Genomic DNA, 20672 nt, shown 5'->3' with positions numbered 1-20672 from the left:
GCTGCCGCGCCGAATCGGTCAAAAAAGATCGACCCGGGTGTGCTTAGATCTTACCGACGAGATCGATCGAGGGCTTCAGCGTCTCGGCGCCTTCGTTCCACTTCGCCGGGCAGACTTCACCCGGGTGTTCGGCCACGTACTTCGCCGCTTTCACTTTGCGCAAGAGTTCTGCCGCATTCCGGCCGATGCTGTTGTCATTGACCTCCATGCCCTTGATCACGCCGTTCGGGTCGATGATGAAGGTCCCACGCAACGCCAGGCCCTCGTCCTCGATGAGCACGTCGAACGCGCGGGCGAGTTTTTGCGCCGGATCGCCCAGCATCGGGTACTTCACCTTCTTGATCGCAGGCGAGGTTTCGGCCCACGCCTTGTGGGTGAAATGGGTATCGGTCGAGACTGCGTAGATTTCGCAATTGACCTTCTTGAACTCGTCGTAAAGATCCGCCAAGTCTTCGAGCTCGGTCGGGCAGACGAAGGTGAAGTCGGCCGGGTAGAAAACGAAGACCGACCAGTGGCCCTTGAGATCGGCGTCGGTGATCTCTTTGAATTGACCATTGACATACGCTTGGGCTTTGAATGCGGGCACTTGGGTATTGATCAAGCTCATCGTGTAACCTCCTTTTCTGACAAAAAACCCAGGACACAACCCGCTGCTCGACCCTGGGGCATCGAACAGCACGGGAATCATTGTAGGGCCAGAGACGATAAATTCCAATTGCACCCAACAATCATCTCGATTGCCCCAGGCAATCGTAAAGCCATAACATCAAGCACTGTTTGGAACGAACGGCTTTGCGTACAATCGAACCTGACGACGACAAGGAGCGACTGTCACGATGACTCGTTTGCGCGAAATCCCCTATAACTACACTTCACTCTCCGACCGCGAAATCGTCATTCGCCTGTTGGGAACAGAAGCCTGGTCGATCATCGAATCGCTGCGTGGCGAACGCGTCACCGGACGCAGCGCGCGGATGCTCTACGAAATCCTCGGGGACATGTGGGTCATCGAGCGCAACCCCTACCTGCAAGACGACCTCCTTGACCACCCCAAAAGGCGGCAGGCGCTCATCGACGCGCTCTACCACCGTCTGAACGAAGTCGAAAAACGGCGGCAAGCCAGTGCACACGAAGATCCCACGCGCGCCGAACGGGTCGGTCAACTGGTCACCTACGTTCGCGAGGCGATCGAACGGTTCGCGCGACAATTCGACGAGATCGCGCGCTTGCGCGAGCAGGTGGTCAAAAAACTCTCCCGCTACACGCGGCGCGACAACATCCTGTTCGACGGGCACAGCCGAGTGAGCCACGTCACCGACGCCACCGACTGGCGGGTCGAATACCCTTTCGTGGTGCTCTGCCCGGATAGTGAGGAAGAGATCGCGCCGCTCGTGCGCGCGTGCATCGAACTGGGGCTCACGATCATTCCGCGCGGCGGCGGCACCGGCTACACCGGCGGCGCGGTCCCGCTGGACGCGAAGAGCGTCGTGATCAACACCGAAAAGCTTCTGATGATGAGCCCAGTGGAGATGGTCCATCTCCCAGATCGCGACGGCAACCCGATGAAGACCCCGTATGCGACGATCCGTACCGGCGCGGGCGTAGTCACCGCGCGGGTCGCCGAAGCGGCAGCGGCAGCCGGCCGGGTCTTTGCCGTCGACCCCACGAGTGCCGAAGCGTCGTGCATCGGTGGCAACATCGCGATGAACGCAGGCGGCAAGAAAGCGGTCCTGTGGGGCACCGCGCTCGACAACCTCGCGTGGTGGAAAATGGTCACCCCCGACGGCAACTGGCTGGAGGTGGAGCGCCTTGATCACAACTTCGGCAAGATTCACGAACAAGAGACCGTCCGATTCCGGCTCAAGCGCTTCGACGGCAAAACCTATGCCCCGTTGGGCGAAGAGCTCCTCGAACTTCCTGGCGCAAGCCTGCGCAAACCGGGATTGGGCAAAGACGTCACCGACAAATACCTGGGCGGCATCCCGGGGGTGCAGAAAGAGGGAACCGACGGGATCATCGTCGCGGCGCGCTGGGTGCTCCACGAAATGCCGCCGGTGCAGCGTACCGTCTGTCTCGAATTCTTCGGCCAAGTGCGGGAAGCGGTGCCTGCGATCGTCGAGATCACCGACTACTTCAAACCGGGCGGTGCGGGCCATGCCGCAGGCGTCAAATTGGCCGGGCTCGAACACCTCGACGAGCGCTACGTCAAGGCGGTGGGCTACACCACCAAAGCCAAACGGCATGGCCGGCCGAAGATGGTGCTCATTGGCGACATCGTCGGCTACGACGAAGCGGCGGTGATGCGCGCGGCGTCCGAGGTGGTGCGCATGGGGAACCTGCGCGGTGGCGAAGGGTTCATCGCGGTGACACTCGAGCAGCGTAAAGCGTTCTGGGCCGACCGTTCGCGCACTGCGGCGATCTCCCGCCACACCAACGCGTTCAAAATCAACGAAGACGTGGTGATCCCGCTACCGCGCATGGGCGACTATTGCGACGCGATCGAGCGGATCAACATCGAACTTTCGCTCGAAAACAAGCTCGAGATCTGCGACGCGATCGAGCAGTTCTTGGCCAACGAACCGCTCCCGGTCGCGGAAGCCGACGGTGAAACCACACCCCCTGCCGAATGGATCGAAGAAAAGCGCGCCCAGGCGCTCGAACTGGTGCGCGAAGTGAAGCGGCGTTGGCAGTGGCTCTACCAGTCGCTCGACCTCCCGTTGGCCGAAGCCGAAGCGCACTTTGCCGAATATGGGATTCGCGCCGGCGAATACCAAAACACCGCCCCCAATCCAACGCTCTTCCACCGACTTCAGGACTACTCAGTACGCGTCTCGTGGAAGCGCGAACTCAAAGCGCCGCTCGAAGCGATCTTCGCCGGACAGTTCTTTGCCCCGACGCATGCCAAACTGCAGGCGATCCAAAAAGCGGTCCTGAGAGGGCGCCTTTTCGTCGCGCTGCACATGCACGCCGGCGACGGCAACGTGCACACCAACATCCCAGTCAATTCCGACCACTACCAGATGCTGCAACGCGCCAACCAGGTGGTCGACCGCATCATGGCGATCGCCAAGGAGCTGGGTGGCGTGATTTCGGGTGAGCACGGCATCGGGATCACCAAATTCGACTATCTCGAACCCGAAAAACTGCAGGCGTTCTGGGACTACAAAGCACGCGTCGACCCGGAGGGGCGCTTCAATCGCGGCAAATTGATGCCCGGCGGGAACCTTGTCCGCGCCTACACCCCGTCGTTCAACCTGATGGGGCACGAATCGCTCATCATGGAGCAGACCGACCTCAAAGGGATCTCCGACGCGATCAAAGATTGCCTGCGCTGCGGCAAATGCAAACCGGTTTGTTCCACCCATGTGCCGCGAGCGAACCTGCTCTACAGCCCGCGCAACAAAATTCTCTCCACGTCGCTCTTGATCGAAGCGATCCTCTACGAAGAACAGACGCGGCGCGGCGTTTCTGTTGCCCATTGGCAGGCGTTCGAAGACGTGGGCGACCACTGCACCGTCTGCCACAAGTGCCTGAAGCCGTGCCCAGTGGACATCGACTTTGGCGACGTCTCGATCCGCATGCGCAACCTCCTGCGCAAATTGGGCAAAAAATCGTTCAACCCGGGCACCGCCGCGGCGATGGCGTTCCTCACCGTGAAAGACCCGACGACGGTGAAACTGATCCGCAGCGTGATGATCGACCTCGGTTATCGCGCCCAACGCTTTGCCTACCGCACCGCGAAACGGCTCGGTCTCATCCAGGCGCAGACCCAACAACCGCCCGCTACCCGCGGCAAAGCGCCGGTGCGCGCGCAGGTGATCCATTTCATCAACAAACCGATGCCGGGAAACTTGCCCAAACGCACCGCCCGGCAATTGCTCGACATCGAAGACGACAAGATCATCCCGGTGATCCGCAACCCCAGGGTGCCCGCCGACGAGTCGGAAGCGGTCTTCTATTTCCCCGGTTGCGGCTCGGAACGGCTCTTTTCGCAAGTGGGGCTCGCCACGCAAGCGATGCTCTACCACGTGGGTGCCACCTGCGTGCTACCGCCCGGGTACCTCTGCTGCGGCTATCCGCAGACCGCCGCCGGGTTCGAAGCGCAAGGACAGAAGATCATCACCGACAACCGCGTGCTCTTTCACCGCGTCGCAAACACCCTCAACTACCTCGACATCAAAACGGTGATCGTCAGTTGCGGCACCTGCATGGATCAGCTCCTCAAATACCAGTTCGAGCAGATCTTCCCGGGTTGCCGTTTGCTCGACATCCACGAATACCTGATGGAAAAAGGGGTCCAGCTCGAAGGGGTCTCGGGTGTGCGTTACATGTACCACGACCCGTGCCACACGCCGATGAAGACCCACCAGCCCCTCAAAGTGGCACAGACGCTGATGGGCACTGAGGTGAAACTCTCCGACCGTTGTTGTGGGGAATCGGGCACGCTGGCGGTATCGCGCCCCGACGTCTCAACCCAAGTACGGTTCCGTAAGCAGGAAGAGCTCGAAAAAGACGCGGCGCTGATCCGCAAAGACCAGCCCAACGTCCCGATCAAGGTGCTCACCAGCTGCCCCAGTTGCCTGCAAGGGCTTGCGCGCTACGCCGACGACGCGGGGGGGCTGGACGCCGACTACATCGTCGTCGAAATCGCCAAGCACGTGCTGGGCGAAAATTGGCTGGTGGAATACGTCGAAAAAGTACGCGCAGGCGGCGTCGAGCGGGTATTGTTGTAAGGGGAACGTTGCGCGCATGTTGCGGTAAACTGGGCGGTCGCTCCTCCTGGAGAACGTGCCGGTGTCGACCCTCTACCTTGCGCACTTCGGCTTACACGAGCCGCCCTTTTCGATCACACCGAACCCGCGCTATTTCTTCGCGGGCGGGGAACGGGGGCGGCTCCTCGAAGCGCTCACTATTGCGGTCACCACCGACGAAGGGATCACCGCGGTCACCGGTGCGGTGGGCAGCGGCAAGACGCTCCTTGCGCGCCTTCTAGTTGCGCGCTTGAGCGAAATGGGTTGGCACGTTGCCTATTTGGCCAACCCCGCTTTTGCGCCCAACGAAATTGTCGCCGCGATTGCGCACGACCTGGGCGTCTTGGCAAACCCAGACGCAAACGGCGCTACCTCGGTCGCTGCGGATCCGCTACCGGGCGCAACGCTCCTTGACCGCCTCAACGCGGCGCTCATTGCCCGCTACCAAGCAGGGCAACGCACCGCGGTCGTGATCGACGAAGCGCACGCGATGACGCCTGCGGCGCTCGACGAAGTACGGCGGCTCGCCAACCTGGAGACCGCGCAGCATAAACTGCTGCAGATCGTGCTCTTTGCGCAACCCGAACTCACCACGCTCCTTGCCGATCCGCTGCTCCTGCCGCTGCGGGAACGGATCGTGCACCGCTTCACCCTCTCTCCGCTTCCCAAAATGACCGTTGCCGAATACATCGCGTTTCGGCTGCGCACCGCAGGGCTCGCCGGCGAAAACCCCTTCACCCAAGCGGCGCTCAACCGGATCGCGCGCGCCAGCGGGGGGATTGCGCGGCGCATCAATTTGCTGGCCGACAAAGCGATGTTGTCTGCGTTTGCGCGCGGCGCAAAGCGCGTGACCCCGGCGGATGTGCGACGTGCGGAGCGGGAGTTGGCGTGGGAACTCCCCAAAGGCCGTTTCGTGCCTCCCCGCTTCTGGCGTATCGCATTGGTCCTGGCCGTGGTAGCGGTGCTCGCGGTGGCCATCGTCGCCATCGCGCATCGCGATCCTACCTGGACACACTTCGCTGACGGAGCTGCTTCCCCCGCTTCGATGCCCTTGCCAAAGACGCCGCCTCCTTCCGAACACGAATCGGAACCGAGCCCCGTTCCGCAGCTGACCCTCCAAACGCCTGTTGCACCGTCGCCACAATCGACACCGCCGAAACCAACGGCAGCGCGTGAACACGCCGCGCCGCCAACCGAAACGCCACCCGTACCCGTGACCCCACCCAAGAAACCCGAAATCCTGAAACCTTCTCAGATGGCGGCAAACCTGCAGCAAAAACCACAGCGAACCGGCCAAACCCCAGCTGCTAAGGAGAAAAACCGCGAACTCAGCACCACGTCAAACCTCAGCACCGCACGCACACCAAAACCAGCGCCGCAGCAAGCCACGATTACCCAATGGCAAAGGCACGGCTACACCTACGCGATCGTGCTGGACCATTGGCCCACGCTTGCCAATCGGGCACGTGAGCGCCGTATCGACGAACTGCGCAAACAGTTACCCCGTTCGTTCGCAGGCTATTCGCTCGTCGCCCATCAACCCCAAAACCAAAATGAGATTTTGATATTATTAGGGCCATTTCGCCGTGCCGAGGAGGCGGGTATGATGTTGCTCGAGTTGCCTTCCGCGCTCCTGTTGAAAGAACCGCGCGTCGTGGCGCTGACCACCTTGAAGGAATAACCTGTGCGCCGTGCCTTACTACACGTGCTCTGTTCGGTCGCGCTCCTTGCGGGTTGCGCGGCCCCCGCACCGCGGGTCGAGGACACCCATCTGCAACAAAGCGTACGTCGCCCGGCGATAGATGACGCCGCGATCCCGCCATTGGCACGCCCCGGTATCCCGCCGCGTCTTACCCCCCCCCCTTCGCCGCAACCACAAGAGCGCTACACGCTGGTAGTGCGCGACGTACCCGTAAAAGCGCTGCTCTTTGCCCTGGCGCGAGACGCCAAGATCGATGTCGACCTTCATCCCGACTTGTCTGGTGCCGTCACGCTGAACGCGATCGCGCAACCCCTGCCAGCCATTCTCGACCGCATCACGGAGCAAGCCAATGTTCGCTGGCGGCTCGAAAATGGCGTCCTCAAAGTCGAACCGGATACCCCTTTCGTGCGCACCTACACCATCGACTATCCCAACCTGGCGCGCACCGTGAGCAGTTCGGTCGCGATCGCGACCCAAATCGCCAGTACCGGAAGGGGGGGCGACACCGGTACCGGGAACAACTCCCAGACCCAAATCACCACCGCGGCGAACAACCAGTTCTGGCAAGCATTGCTCCGGGGCGTTTCGGCGATCGTAGGGGCGCAACAGCCAAACGGTGGGGCAACGACCACGGCTACAGCACCGAACGCTGCGCCCGCTGCCTCACCAACCGGTCAAAGTGGCCAAACATCCCCCTCTGCCGACGCGGCAACGCCGCCATCAGAATCCTCCGCGGGTGCAGCGCCTACCACAGCCGCTACCGGATCGCCCGCACCAACCAACCCGGTGGTCGCCAACCCGGAGACCGGTACGCTGCTCGTGTTGGCCACCGCGAAACAGCACAAACAGGTGCAAGCGTACCTCGACCGTATCCTTGTCTCGGCGCGGCGTCAAGTGCTGATCGAAGCGAGCGTCGTCGAAGTCGAACTCTCCGACGATTACCAACAGGGCGTCACCTGGGACCTTTTGCACCAGAAAAACAGCACGTTCCGCTTTCGCACGATCCCCAATGGCACGAGCCAATCGCTTCCAGGTGGTGCCCCCGCGTCGGGCATCGTCCCCAGTATGGGAACGATCGAGTTTCTCCGGCCGTTTGGCTCCAATTTGCTCGATTTTTCGGTGCAACTGTTGCAGTCCTTTGGCAAGACCAAAGTGCTCTCGAGCCCGAAACTGAGTGTGCTCAACAACCAGACCGCCGTGCTCAAAGTGGTCGAGAGCCGCGTCTATTTCACGCTGACGGCGCAGTACCAACCGGGCAGTTCGGGGTCCCCGGGAACCTGGACGATCACGTCGGAGCCCAATACGGTGCCGATCGGGTTTCTGATGGCGATCACCCCCCAGATCAGTGACAGCGGCGAGATCATCCTCAACCTCCGCCCCACCGTTTCACGCCTGATCGGGTACGTCGAAGACCCGGCCGTCGCGGTCAACCTTGCGATCGCTCGCGGCGAATTCAGCTCGCTGCCCGAAGTGCGCAGCCTCGTTCCCGAAATTCAGACGCGGGAGATCGAATCGGTGATTCGCGTCCGGGATGGTGAAGTCGCAGTCTTGGGCGGTTTGATGCGTGACGAAATCGCGGATGGCACCGATGAAGTCCCTGGCGCTTCGCGGCTACCGCTCGTTGGCGAACTGTTCCGATACCGCAACAACCAATCGCGCAAGAGTGAACTCGTGATCTTCCTTCGCCCGCGCATCGTCACCGACCCGAGTATCGACACCGACTATCGCGACCTGGCTCGGCATCTGCCAGGCAGTGACTTCTTTGCCAGCGACCTGCCTCAACGTCCGCTGATTCCCTCGGTGCCTGAGCGATGAGTCTGCTGCTCGAAGCGTTGGAACGCGACCCCACCCCCCCGCGTGCGCAGCCGAACGACGGTGCGCTCCCACCAGAAACGGTTGCACCCACAGGCGATTTCTCTCATACGACGGCACACGGGCAAACCGCTACGGCGCTGCATGACCGCGCGGCAGCGGAAACACTGCATGCCGTTCATGACACAAACCCACCCACTCAAAAACGCCGGATCGGTTTGGGTGCGTTCGTTGTATCGAGCCTGGCGGTATCCATCGGAATCGGCGGCTATTTTGCGCTCGAACTGCTGCCGTTGCTCACACTCGGCCAGCCGACACCCCTCGCCCCACCTTCAACCAACGTTCCAGCGCAGCAAACCCTGAGCACCGAAACCACCGAAGCGGCAGCTGGAATCGCACGTAACACTGAGGCTGCGACCGATGCGGGATCGCCCTCTGTCGTTGCTGCGGCACCGACCTTGCCGCCCCGCGGCGACGTCGTCCCCCCCGGGGTGGCTCCTACGACACCGACGAATGCTCAAACGGACCCGGTCGTCCAGACGCAAGCCCTGCCACCTTTATCGGAACAACCGGCATCTGGGCAACCGAAACGTCCCCTTCCCAGCGCCTCAACCCCAACGGCAGCATCGCATCCAGAAACCGCACTGAGGCGCGTGCAATCGCCGCATCCCACTGCGCCGAACCCGGACGAAACGACCGCCACGCCGCTTTTGCCCGCTGACGCACGGATCGAAATCGTCCGGTCTCGACCCACTGCCGGAGAAAGCCGTCTGACCGCAGCTTATGCTGCGCTCGACGCACACCGCTGGGCAGATGCCGAACGCACGTTGCGCGAACTCTCCCGAACCGATCCCGACAACCCGGCAATCCTGTTGGGTTTGGCTGTTGCAGCAGCCGGACAAAACCGCCTGGACGAAGCGCGCGCATGGTACCACGCGCTGTTGCGCATCCAGCCCGATCACCCGGCTGCACTGGCCGCCCTTGTCGAACTCGAACCGGCGAGCAACCTGCTTGGCCTGGAGAGCCGACTCCGCACGGCGTTGGCCAACCATCCCGACGACGCCGCGCTCCACCGCGCGCTCGGGTTGATCCTAGCCCAACAACAGCGCTGGGCGGAAGCCCAAGTCCAATTTTTCGAAGCGTACCGCCTGGCGCCCGATGATTCCGTCACGCTCTACAACCTTGCCGTGAGCCTCGACCAACTCGGTGAACGGAAGACCGCGCTCCAATATTACGAACAGGCGCTGGCAAGCCATTCCAGCAGTATGCTACCGATCGACCGTGCGGCTCTCTCCCGCCGCATTCAGGCACTGCGTCTCAATCTGGTGGAATCCCAATGACTGAGCCTACCGTCGCGCCGCGCAAACGACTTGGCGAAATTCTGATCGAACGCGGTGTCTTGACACCGGATCAGCTTCAAATCGCGCTCTTCGAGCAGCAACGACTCGGAAAACCCATCGGCGAAACGCTACTTGCCCTCGGCTTCGTCACCGAAGACCTCCTGAGTGAAGCCCTTTCGGAAAACTTGGGGCAAGAGGCGATCGACCTCGAAAAGATCGTCCCGGACCCACAAGCACTCAGTCTGATCCCCAAAGAGACCGCCCGCCGCTACGCCGCGTTTCCAGTGAGTTTCGACACCACCACGAAGCAGCTCATCGTAGCGATCGCCGACCCAAACGACATCATCGCAACCGACCGCATCCGCACCCAATTGGGCAGCAAAGCCACGCCGGTGTGGCGTTTCGCACCCCGCGCCGCGATCGAGCAAGCGATCGACCAATTCTACGGACGGGAACTCTCGCTCGACGGCATTCTGCGCGAACTGGCCGGGGAGAGCGACCTCTCGCAGTTCACTCAGGAGGACGCGCAGTCGTTTGCCCACCCGATCGTCCGACTCGTCGATGCCCTGCTCACCGACGCGGTGCTCCAAGGCGCTTCGGACATCCATTTCGAACCCGAACCCGCTTTCGTGCGCATCCGCTACCGAATCGACGGCGTCTTACAGCAACGTCGCGCATTGCACCGCCGCTATTGGAACGCGATTCTGGTGCGTTTGAAGATCCTGGCCGGAATGAACATCGCGGAAAACCGCGCGCCACAAGACGGCCGCATCCAGCTCACGCTGGCTGGCCGTGAAATCGACTTTCGGGCCTCTTCGCAACCCACCCTGGCAGGCGAAAATTTCGTCTTGCGCATCCTCGACTCCAAGCGCAGCGTCGTGCCACTGGATGCGTTGGGGCTACACAACACACAACTAGCGCTCCTCAAACGCCTGCTGGCCCGCCCAGAAGGGATTTTGCTGGTCACCGGTCCGACGGGGAGCGGAAAAACCACCACGCTCTACTCCATCCTCAACCATTTGAATTCCGAGCGGGTCAACATCATGACCCTGGAAGATCCAGTGGAATACGTTCTGCCGCTGGTTCGCCAGACATCGATCGGCGAAACCAGTCGCATCGACTTTGCCGAAGGCATCCGTTCCCTGCTGCGTCAAGACCCGGACATCATCCTCGTCGGCGAGATCCGCGACCACGACACTGCGATCATGGCGTTTCGCGCCGCGATGACCGGGCACCAAGTCTTCTCGACCTTGCACACCAACTCCGCACTGCGCTCGATTCCGCGCCTCCTCGATTTGGGGATCTCGCCGGAAATCATGGCCGGGAACGTCATCGGCATCATCGCCCAGCGGTTGGTGCGCAAACTCTGCCCCCACTGCAAAGAACCCGACCCCAACGGGCAACGGCTGTGGGAGGCGCTGCGCCTGGAAGCGCATGAGGTGGTCTACCGAGCGGTCGGCTGCGCCGAATGCGGCATGCGCGGCTACAAAGGGCGGTTGGCACTCATGGAGATTTTGGCATTCGACGTGGGACTCGACGAACTGATCGCACGTCGCGCCACCCTGCGTGAACTCACCGAATACACCGCCGCGCACGGCTTTATCACACTCGCACAAGACGGGCTTCGTCGGATCCGCGAAGGGGTCACGACTCTGGAAGAGGTGGCGCGCGTCGTCGATATCACCGGGTGGTTTGCGGCAGCATGAGATTTGCCTATCGCGCGCTCACCGAAGATGGTCGAACCGTTCGCGGTCAAATCGAAGCGGAAAACGAAAGTGAACTGGAGCGCGAACTGGCCGCGAACCGGTTGACGCTCCTTGAAGCGCGTGCAATCCGCTCGCGGCGTCGAGCCCGTGCGCCGTTGCAACCGCGTGACATCATCGATTTTTACTTTCAAATGGAATCGATGCTTCGCGCCGGTGTCCCGCTGCTCGATTTTCTGGCCGATCTTCGTGATACCTCGGCCTCGCCAGCCATTCAGAACTTGGCCGAAGACCTACATCGCCGCATCGAAGCGGGCGCGTCGCTCTCCGAGGCGCTCGCCGCACACCCCAAAGTGGCAGAACCGATGATTTGCAGCCTCATCAAGACGGCCGAAGCCACCGGGCAGCTTCCTGATGTGCTTGCGCAAATCGTCGCGAGCCTCAAATGGCGTGACGAGCTCAAAGCACAGACCAAGAAAGCACTCACCTATCCCGCATTCGTCTTCGTCGTGATCACCGCAGTCGTGATCTTTCTGATGACCTACCTCGTTCCCCAACTGATCACCTTCCTGGAAAACATGGGGCAAACGTTGCCGTTTGCCACCCGCGCGCTGATCGCCGTCTCCCGTTTCATCACCGAATCGTGGTACCTCCTCTTGATCGTTCCCACAGGAGCCACACTCCTCGTCGCTTTCGTAGCCAAACACAATGTGCGGTTTCGTCAGTGGCTCCACCGCCAAGTGCTCCAAATCCCGCTCGTCGGAGCGATCATCCACAAGATCATCCTGGCGCGCTTTGCCGACGTCTTCGCATTGATGTACCGATCCGGCGTTCCCATCCTCGACGCGCTGCAGTTGGGTGAGGAGGTCACCCAAAATCTGGAAATCCGTACCGCAATCGAACACGCGCGTCGTCTCGTCACCCAAGGCGTCCCCATCTCCCAAGCGTTTGCCGGTTCTGGACTCTTTCCGCCGCTCGTGATCCGGATGCTGCGCGTTGGCGAACAAACCGGTGCGCTGGACGACGCGCTCGCCAATGTCAGTTACTATTATGCGCGTGACGTCAACGAATCGGTCGCCCGCTTGCAAACCTTGATCGAACCGATCCTGACGGTCGTTCTGGGGTTGATTCTGGGCTGGATCATGTTTGCGGTCCTTGGCCCCGTCTATGACACCATCACCAAGATTCGAATGTAAATGCGCCCGGCACTCTTCTATCTGAGCGAAACCACCGGACTGCTTTCCATTCCGGCGCAACCGCAGAGCGATGCGCCCATTTTGTGCGTGATCGACCACCCGTCGGAGAGCATGACGCGCATTACCGTGCCGCCGCTCTGGGGGCGCGACCTGCGGCTCTACCTCGAGCGCCGATTGGCGCAAAACTATCCGGAAACCCCATACCGCGTCGCACTCCCCATCTCCTCGGGCACCTCCTTTCGCCCTGCACGGGAATGGTTGCTGCTGGCGGTAACCGAAACCGAATGGCTCGATCCCTTGCTAACGCCTTGTCTAGAGCGAGAGTCGCCCATCGTGGGCGTTTGGACGGCCAGCCAATTGATCAGTTCGTGGCTTTCCCGCTACATCAAATTGCGCGAACCGCTTTTGGCCGTGGTGCGCACACCTGCGGGGATCCGTATCCTCTTTCAGGCGAATCAACGCACGCAACTCTCCCGTCTCTTACCCGGTGAGACCGATTCCGCAAGTATTGCGACCGAACTCGACCGTACCGTCCGCTACCTGCACAACCAAAAAATACTGCCTCGCGAACAGCGCCCCGTAACGCTCTTTCTCGGAACGACCCCGCCCGAGCCTGCCAGCACGACCGCGTGGCAACCCTACTCGCTTCCCGCCAAAGTGCAGCGCCGCTTTCCTACCGTTACCGAGACCGGGCTCGCTGCGCTCATTCCCTGGTGGTGTCGGCAATGGCACCGACCACCTTCCCTTGCGCCGCGATCGCTCACCGCTGCTTATCGTTGGCAACAGGCGCGTCTGGCACTTGTTGCCGCCGGATCGCTCCTTAGCGCCGGAGTACTCCTTTACGCCGGCGCGATTGCTTTGGAAAGCTGGAGCGTGCGCATGAACCGCCTCCATTCCGAACAGCTCCACGCGCAACTGCAGCAACGATTGGCACGCATTTCAGCAGAAATCAACGCGTTCGGTGTTGCCGCCGACCAGCTCTTGGCGGCAACCCATATCCACGAGCAGCTTTTTGCCTCGGCAGGCACCTTTCCCGCACTCCTCATCCCACTGAGCCATGCGCTCACCGCGACGCCGGAATACCGCTTGGAGCGCCTCACCCTCTCTCGCCCCGACCCAGCGCCCCCCCCAGCATCGGGTGCCACCACGGAGGCGACCCCAACACCACAACACGCCACCTCCACCACGGACGCACCAGCAGACTGCCCGCCTCCCGCAACTGATAGCGCCGCTTCCACCGCTTCGGATGTGGCGCTCTGGTTATACGCCGAAGGACAAGCCAACGAAACGCTCCCCCTGAAGCAGCTTTTGGACGCAGAGACCCGTTTCCGAACGCAACTCGCGGCACCCGGGTGGCGCATCGTTTCGTTTCAACCCCCGGTGGCCACCGATCGAAACACGACGTTGAGCGGGGAAAATGCGTCCCTGAAACTGCAGCCATTTCGCCTCTGCCTGGCGTGGAGTCCAAGCCCATGAACGCCGCAGCCGCAGCCCCATCCACACAGCACACGCGCAACCGGTTGAAACGCAGCGCGATTCGTGTGAGCATTGTTCTTCTTCTGACCGGGGCAATACTCACCGGCGCGCTGCACTGGCAAACGTACGAAACGCAGCAGCAGACGATCGTCCAAGCGCAACTCACCCAAACGCAGGAACAATTACGCCAGACCCAACGGGCGCGTGACAACGTGGAACGCCACCTCCACCGCTACCGAACACTGGAAATGAGCGGATTCACCGCTCCGCCCGATCGGGTCGCGCTCATCGAAGCGCTCTTGGCCGCGCAGGCACGCTTAGCGCTTCCCACCGTCCGTTATACGCTGGGCCCGGTGGTCGAAACCCCGTTCCCGCTCCCGCCGGAGGCCAGCCGGTGGCGCGATCCGGGGGACGCCCCACCCGCCCAAATCGCCTACCAGCCGCTCGAACTCAAACTGGTCGAAGTCCATGAAGGCGAATGGCTCGCTTTTCTGGCGGACGTGCAACAGCACGCGCCGGGCTGGAGTCGGATCGAGCGGTGTGCGTTGCGGCGAAGCGGCGCATTGGGGCTCGACATCGACTGTACGCTGCGGTGGTGGTTCACCCCGCCAACGCATGGAGAAGCGGGGCAATGAGCACTTACCCACGTTCGCAAATCCGAATCCGGACGCGAGTATGGCGCGCGCGGCTGGCGCTTTGCGTCCTGGGAAGCCTCTCCGGTACGCTCTCTGCCCAAACGGCGGCACCCGCTTTGCCTCCTGCCGAATGGCTCGGACGTCTCTTCTTTACCCCAGAAGAGCGGTTCGCGATCGAACAGGCGCGTAGCCACGCCGACCGAACCACTAAACCCGCCAACCCTGCACCGCTTCCGCGTCTGGACGGCATCGTCCTGGCACCGCGCGAGCGACGCGGTGCTTGGATTGGCGGACGTTTCGTTGCCGATGGCAGCGAATTGGGAGGCTGGCGTCTCAACGTCTATCGCAACGGAATCGTGCTCACCAACGCGCAAGGGGAATCGTATCCGGTACCGGTGGGTGCGCAGTTGCCGATCGCGCCGTAACTGGCGCAATGGGCAGGGGTGCTGCACCTTGTCGCACCATACCGGAACGCGGTTCCATACGCCCATACGCACCGGTCACTGGTAATTGGCACAACCGGCGGGCGCTTTCGCGCACAGTTCGTTGCTCGAAAGCCAATCGACGATATCGTCGAACGGGTTCGTAGCGTCTGCAGCCGTTGGTGTTCCGGTCACGAACAGACGGTCGTTACCGTCTGCATTTTCCGCTTCGTCCCCCGTTGCCGCGCCCGGTGCGCGCAACAGCGCCCCCAGTCCATTCGGGCCGTGCGAAAGCAGCAATGCAACGACTGTATCGGTTTCAAACGTCTTCGTACCTGACGGGTCACGACGACACACGGTGATCGCCGAAGGCGTCGTGGGACAATTGGTACCGGATGCGTGTGACACCGTGCCGCTTCCGGTCACCGCTTTTTCCAAAACCCGGTAACGAAACGGTCGCGTCCACGCATCCACCGCGTCGTCTTTTCTGAGCCCAAGCGCTTGCCACGGCACGATGCCTTCCGCGTCGTTTACCGTCGCACAGCTTGCCCGCGGCTCTCCCGTCGTATTCTCCCACGTGGCACCAGGCGCGCTGGGACAAGGCAGACAGGGAACCGTCGCAGTGACCCCGCAGCGGGCCACCGCGTAACCGATGAGCGCTTCACGAATCCGCGCCATCTTGTCGCGCGTCTCCTGGATCCGTTTTTGTTCCTGCTGGGTCCCGAACGGAACGAGCAAAGCGCCGAGCACCAGTGCCACCAGCACCAGCACCAACGCCGCTTCGACCAGCGAAAACCCACGGCTTCGGGCTGGCTGGCTCATTGCCAGCGCATGCGGAAATCCCATAACGTCACTCCTTGTGCGTTCGCACCGCTTCCCCAGCCGCCTGTGAAACCGAAATAGGCGCCGTCCATGTCCGTAGGGGCGAGCGCGTAACAGGCCGAAAGGGAAGGCGCTTGCCCGGAACAAAGATAAGGATCACTGCCGCTCGTGTCAGCGCAATCGAGCCACGCTTGGGCCAGTACGGCTGCCGTGTCGGTGCCGCTACAGTCGCTGCAATCGGCATTACAGCGCGCGTCCAAGACGAAATGGATGCGGTGCGCCAGCGGTTGCGGCTGCTCCTCGAACGCGTTCGCCGGCGAAGGAGCACATCCGGGCTGGCTGCTCCCGGTGCAGCCATTGGTAAGCGGCGCACCGTTCCCCCCTGCGTGGGTGAGACTGGCATCGTATTTCCACGCCAAGTGGTTGCCGTTCGGGTCACGGTCTGCTGCATCGGCATGCACATCCACTTCGAGAAAATAGCGGGTGCGGGCACTGCCCGAGGTGATTACCCCCATGTTCTGCTGCGCGCCGCAGGTCGTAGGCCGCCCCGCTGCGCTATCGGAAAGGGCAAACGTAAATCCGTAACGGCGGTCGACGCCACCAGGAGGATCGGGATATGCGAACCGATAGCGAAAAGTTCCCTCCCACCGTTTGCCCCGAAACGGGACGGGCGCAGTGAAGCCGACTGCGAGCGGATCGAACCACAGACAGGAGCCGCTGCTGCCGTTGGCACTGTTCATCGCTAGCGTGGGTTGGTCGTTGTGCGCGGGGTCGCTGGCGATTACGCTCGCCCCCGCCCCTTCGGGGACGAACCCTTGATGAATGGGCGTCCCGTCGAGCCCCACGCTGTTGAGGTCGATGGTACTGGTGCCGAGTCCACCTGAACTGCACCCCAAGTCCGAGTACGACGCGAAGACGCCCACGTCGTTGTACGGGCGCACACTCATTCCTCCGTCCTGCGGGGTGCGCCAAAGCGATGGCGGCGTCATGACGGGAACGAAGGCTCCCGCAGTGGCAGCGACCGGATTCAGAAGCCCGGTTTCCCTGAGCATGCCTGTTCCTGCCCCCACCGCGTCCTCCAGAAACGCGGCAATGGGCACCGCGGCGGTTCCCACGCTGCTGGCGCGACTTTGCCTCTGCGTCGTATCGCGCGCCGGCCCCGGCGCAAGCACGGCAAAAACGGCGTTTTGCGCATTTGCTGCGGTGACGCCGTCCGAACTCGAGCGCACCGTGAGCGCATCGCCGCTTTGGGTGCAACTGGCATCGGGACAATAGACCACATACCAAAACGGAGCGGTATCGGTGAGGGTGCTACTTCCCGCTTCCAACCCCAGATCGCGCGTCGGCAAGAGGCCAACCCAGAGCCCGCCAGCACCGCTCGTTTTTTGCCGGATGTCTGGCGACCCGTCGGAGCGCAAGCCCGCTGGCAACGGTAACCGGCAGCCATTGGCTTTCGCGTAACCCAACAACGCCGCCCTTGCGCGTTCGAGTTGCGCGAGTACCGTCTTTTCGACAACCGACTGTGACTGCTTTAGATAAGACGTGAAAAACGTAGCCAACAGTGCAATTGCCGCCAGCAACGACAGAATGAGGACCGCTCCCACCCCGCGCATGTGTTGGGCGCGTGGAGGAGCGGGCGTCCTCGTGTGTTTTGGCGGCGCAATAGGCACACTCTGCTTTACAGCGTGGAACACACCGTGTAACTCTGATCCTCGCTATAGGCTGTTGCTGCGACACCCGGAGCGGTATTGTTGGCACCTTGTGTCGCACGAACGGAACCGGTGTTCGCCACCCCATCATCGATTTGAGAATCGATTGCCGCTGCTGCTTTTCCAGGTACGTTACCTAAGCAGACCATCAAAGTCGCTTGATTATAGCCGAGAACTGCGGCGTTGGTGATCCCGATCAAACCACCGAAAGAGTTTCTGGGCAGTGCCGCTGCACCAGCAACTGTCGCATCACCGGTCAAAAAACCCGCGGCCCGGAGATGTTGGAAAAAGTTATCGTTTTCCCCCCCTCCGTTGAACGTTTGCGCAGCGGTAACAGCAATTACACCGTTGTTGTCACCACCTTGCGTAACGTTTGCCCACGTTCCGCCGCGCGCCTGAAGCGCTGCCAAGTTGCCATCGTCACCGGGTAAGCGCTTATAGCGGTCTTGATAGGAGTAGTACGCGGTTTTGACCGCATTGATGTCGTTGATCGCGTTCTTCACCTTGGCATTTTCGATCAATTCCTGCCCCTTGAGCACACCACCGAGCAGTAACCCGATGATCACCAGAACGATCGCGATCTCGACCAGGGTAAAACCCGTTTGCGCACGTTTGAAAGCCATCATGGTCTCCTTTCCTTACTCAATAGAACCGAAGCGCCTCATTATTCTATGCGATCGGAGCTTCCTGGTCTGTCCCCTTTTTCATACAGGGGGAGAGTCAAGAGAAAAACCACGCCACCCTCTTCGACGCGCGCCGTCAAGTCCCCGTGGCAGGCGCGGGCCGCCCATTGAGCCTGGAAGAGTCCAAGGCCGCTGCCCTGCCCATCCCCAGAGAAGAAGGGCTGAAACCAGCGTGCCACGTGTTGTGGCGTCACCGGTTCCGACACCGCCACCGCAAAGGCCACTTCGGCGCGGTGGGCTGCGTCGTCACGCCGCACCGCAATGCGGGTGAGCGTACCTTGATGGCGCTCGCTGTTCTCCCACAACTCCTGCACGATCTCGCGCAACCGTTCCGGAACTGCCGCCACGATCGCCTCCCCCTCGATGGGCACGCAACCACCCAACCGCGCGCATTCCGCTTCCAGGAACGGCGTCAAAGCAATCGGGTGCAGAACGTCTGTTGCTTGGGTTGTCTCGGACCAGTGGGTCAAACGACTGAGGATCCGGGTCGCACGTTCGGTCGCTGCCGGTAACGCCGCCGCAAGCATGCGGTGGGCGCTGCGCCGATCGCTTGACGCATCATCGGGCGATTCGAGCGTCACCGGGAGGTACAACACGAACTGCGCCAGGTTTTTGACGTCGTGCAGAAGCAGCGTCGCAGTGCGGCTCCACAGCGCAAAGCCGGTTTCCGTCGCCGCGGCAGTGCGCCAAAGGTCGAGGAGCAGACACAGTTGCAGGGTATCGGCAAGCCGTTTGGCGAAATAGCGGCGCTCCCCCTTTGCCCACGGCACCCAAAGCGTTCCGTGAACGCTGAGATTGGGTACTTGCGCCGAAAAGGGGATCGCCACCGTGCGCGGTCGGTTCGTATCCCCCCAACCCATTTCGTACCTCACCCCGTACCACTGCCACGCCACGTGCATCCCTTTGACGCCCACCGCGTGCAGAATCGGCCACGCGGCAGCAGGAAAACGGTGGGCGTCGCAATCGTTTGCCGCGTTCGCCTGCAAAAGCCGCTCAGCGGCATCCTCGATCCGCTGGACGTCGCGCAACAACCAAGCCAGAACGCTCAGGACGACCAATCCGGCAATCAGGCTCGCGCCAGCGATCCAGGGCAGCCACGTCGCATTCACCGCTCGATTCCGAACTTTTTCAGCAAGGGATAGAGATTCTCCCGCTTCACCCCCAGACGACGCGCCACTTCGGAAGCGTTCCCCTTGGATTCGCGCCACAGCCGACGCAATACCACCTCTTGGACCTGGTCGTGAATCTCACGCCAGCCGCGTTCGAGCGGAACGCTGAGCGCCACCCGTTCTTGACCCGCGGAAGCGAGCCGCCGTTCGGCCTCATAGAAAAGGCGCGCGCGCTCGACCGCAGCAAGGATCTGTTGCGGCTGTGCGGGTTTGGCCAGAAAATCGAACGCCCCTTCGCCGATCGCCGCCACCGCCGCGGCGTGCTGATCTTGTCCGGTCAACACGACCACTTTGCCGCGAAATCCCGATTGGCGAACGGAAAAAAGAAAAAGGATTCCTTCGTCGATCGCGTGGGGTCGCGGCGGCAACCCCAAATCCAGGACGATCACGGAAATCGACGGGTTTTCCGCCAGCAACGCGAGCGCACCTTCACGCGTCCCCGCTTCGAGCACGCGCCACCCCTTCCGTGCAAGCAGCCCGCCCAAGAGTATGCGGAGCGCTGCATCGTCCTCGACGATCAGTACGGCATCGTTCGCTTCACACCCCATACCGCGCCCGATACGCTTCCACTGCAGGCCAATGGGCACTGAGCGCGGGATCGTCTTTGAGGAGCTGCAGGAGGTCGCGCAACCGCGCTACCGCGATCACCGGAATGCCGAATTCATCTTCGACCTCCTGCACCGCGGAACGCTCGCCTTGACCCCGCTCTTCACGGTCGAGCGCGATCACCACCCCGGCAGGCGTCGCCCCTGCTGCGGTAATGCGCGCCACCGATTCGCGCACCGAGGTGCCCGCCGAGATCACGTCGTCGACAATCAATACCCGCCCGGAGAGCGCCGCCCCTACGAGCGTTCCCCCTTCGCCGTGGTCTTTCGCCTCTTTACGGTTGAACGCAAACGGCCGGTTGATGCCGCGTTCGGCAAGGCGGATCGCCACGCCAGCAACGAGCGGAATCCCTTTGTACGCAGGGCCGAAGAGGGCGTCGAACGTGAGACCACTCGCCTCAATCGCCTCGGCGTAAAAGCCACAGAGCGCGCCGAACGCCGCACCGTCATCGAAATGGGCCGAATTGAAAAAGTAGGGCGAACGCCGCCCCGCTTTGGTGACGAATTCGCCAAAACGCAGCGCTTGCCGTTCGAGTGCCAAGCGAAGAAAAGCCTGCGCGGTCGCTGTCATCGAAATGCTCCGGAGTGGTTTTTGCGCCCTATTGTACGGCAGCCGCCGGAAAAAAAACGTAAAATGCGCTTTTGCG

General features: G+C 61.8%; 16 protein-coding genes. 9 read left to right on the top strand and 7 right to left on the bottom strand.

From position 1 onward, the window contains the following. Window positions 1–43: 43 nt before the first annotated feature. Window positions 44–607, bottom strand: coding sequence for an alkyl hydroperoxide reductase subunit C (gene ahpC, locus HPTL_RS00915; RefSeq protein WP_119334293.1), 564 nt, complete (start codon window positions 605–607; stop codon window positions 44–46). Window positions 608–836: 229 nt separating this feature from the next. On the opposite strand from ahpC, the gene HPTL_RS00910 reads away from it, so the two are divergent. The 9 genes from HPTL_RS00910 to HPTL_RS00870 all read left to right on the top strand — a co-directional run bounded on the left by HPTL_RS00910 (window position 837) and on the right by HPTL_RS00870 (window position 15040). Continuing rightward, window positions 837–4733: a DUF3683 domain-containing protein gene (locus HPTL_RS00910; RefSeq protein ID WP_119334292.1), complete on the top strand. Its 3897-nt coding sequence runs from the start codon at window positions 837–839 to the stop codon at window positions 4731–4733. Between the two features lie 61 nt (window positions 4734–4794). After that, the gene (locus tag HPTL_RS00905; RefSeq protein ID WP_170141231.1) at window positions 4795–6432 is read left to right on the top strand and encodes an ExeA family protein; all 1638 of its coding nucleotides are present in this window, start codon (window positions 4795–4797) and stop codon (window positions 6430–6432) included. A 3-nt stretch (window positions 6433–6435) separates the two neighbouring features. Beyond that, window positions 6436–8268, top strand: coding sequence for a type II secretion system protein GspD (locus HPTL_RS00900; protein ID WP_119334290.1), 1833 nt, complete (start codon window positions 6436–6438; stop codon window positions 8266–8268). Then, complete coding sequence (locus HPTL_RS00895; RefSeq protein WP_119334289.1) at window positions 8265–9605, top strand: tetratricopeptide repeat protein; 1341 nt, start codon at window positions 8265–8267, stop codon at window positions 9603–9605. The genes HPTL_RS00900 and HPTL_RS00895 overlap by 4 nt, the downstream gene beginning before the upstream one ends. Further along, the gene (locus tag HPTL_RS00890; protein ID WP_119334288.1) at window positions 9602–11311 is read left to right on the top strand and encodes a GspE/PulE family protein; all 1710 of its coding nucleotides are present in this window, start codon (window positions 9602–9604) and stop codon (window positions 11309–11311) included. Before HPTL_RS00895 ends, HPTL_RS00890 begins: the two co-directional genes overlap by 4 nt. After that, the gene (locus HPTL_RS00885; protein WP_119334287.1) at window positions 11308–12504 is read left to right on the top strand and encodes a type II secretion system F family protein; all 1197 of its coding nucleotides are present in this window, start codon (window positions 11308–11310) and stop codon (window positions 12502–12504) included. Before HPTL_RS00890 ends, HPTL_RS00885 begins: the two co-directional genes overlap by 4 nt. Next, window positions 12505–13980, top strand: coding sequence for a hypothetical protein (locus HPTL_RS00880; protein WP_119334286.1), 1476 nt, complete (start codon window positions 12505–12507; stop codon window positions 13978–13980). Next, window positions 13977–14615 carry a hypothetical protein gene (locus HPTL_RS00875; RefSeq protein WP_119334285.1) on the top strand — a complete coding sequence of 213 codons (639 nt, stop codon included), beginning with the start codon at window positions 13977–13979 and terminating at the stop codon, window positions 14613–14615. The genes HPTL_RS00880 and HPTL_RS00875 overlap by 4 nt, the downstream gene beginning before the upstream one ends. Continuing rightward, window positions 14612–15040, top strand: coding sequence for a hypothetical protein (locus tag HPTL_RS00870; RefSeq protein ID WP_119334284.1), 429 nt, complete (start codon window positions 14612–14614; stop codon window positions 15038–15040). The genes HPTL_RS00875 and HPTL_RS00870 overlap by 4 nt, the downstream gene beginning before the upstream one ends. A 75-nt stretch (window positions 15041–15115) precedes the next feature. Here the strand turns inward: HPTL_RS00870 and HPTL_RS00865 are convergent, their stop codons facing one another. From HPTL_RS00865 to pyrE, 6 genes are all read right to left on the bottom strand, one after another. After that, complete coding sequence (locus tag HPTL_RS00865; protein ID WP_119334283.1) at window positions 15116–15883, bottom strand: prepilin-type N-terminal cleavage/methylation domain-containing protein; 768 nt, start codon at window positions 15881–15883, stop codon at window positions 15116–15118. After that, the gene (locus HPTL_RS00860; RefSeq protein ID WP_119334282.1) at window positions 15856–17472 is read right to left on the bottom strand and encodes a hypothetical protein; all 1617 of its coding nucleotides are present in this window, start codon (window positions 17470–17472) and stop codon (window positions 15856–15858) included. Before HPTL_RS00860 ends, HPTL_RS00865 begins: the two co-directional genes overlap by 28 nt. Before the next feature lie 65 nt (window positions 17473–17537). Continuing rightward, the gene (locus tag HPTL_RS00855) at window positions 17538–18194 is read right to left on the bottom strand and encodes a prepilin-type N-terminal cleavage/methylation domain-containing protein (RefSeq protein WP_119334281.1); all 657 of its coding nucleotides are present in this window, start codon (window positions 18192–18194) and stop codon (window positions 17538–17540) included. A 38-nt stretch (window positions 18195–18232) separates the two neighbouring features. After that, a complete protein-coding gene (locus HPTL_RS00850) occupies window positions 18233–19360 on the bottom strand; it encodes an ATP-binding protein (RefSeq protein ID WP_119334280.1) in 1128 nt (375 codons plus the stop codon). Beyond that, on the bottom strand, window positions 19357–19968 hold the full coding sequence (locus tag HPTL_RS00845) for a response regulator (protein ID WP_119334279.1): 612 nt from the start codon (window positions 19966–19968) through the stop codon (window positions 19357–19359). Before HPTL_RS00845 ends, HPTL_RS00850 begins: the two co-directional genes overlap by 4 nt. Further along, a complete protein-coding gene (gene pyrE, locus HPTL_RS00840) occupies window positions 19958–20596 on the bottom strand; it encodes an orotate phosphoribosyltransferase (protein WP_119334278.1) in 639 nt (212 codons plus the stop codon). The genes HPTL_RS00845 and pyrE overlap by 11 nt, the downstream gene beginning before the upstream one ends. Between the last annotated feature and the right edge of the window lie 76 nt (window positions 20597–20672).

Origin of the sequence: Hydrogenophilus thermoluteolus, assembly GCF_003574215.1 — a bacterium.
Taxonomy (GTDB): domain Bacteria; phylum Pseudomonadota; class Gammaproteobacteria; order Burkholderiales; family Rhodocyclaceae; genus Hydrogenophilus; species Hydrogenophilus thermoluteolus.
This window is presented reverse-complemented; position numbering and strand designations above follow the sequence as displayed.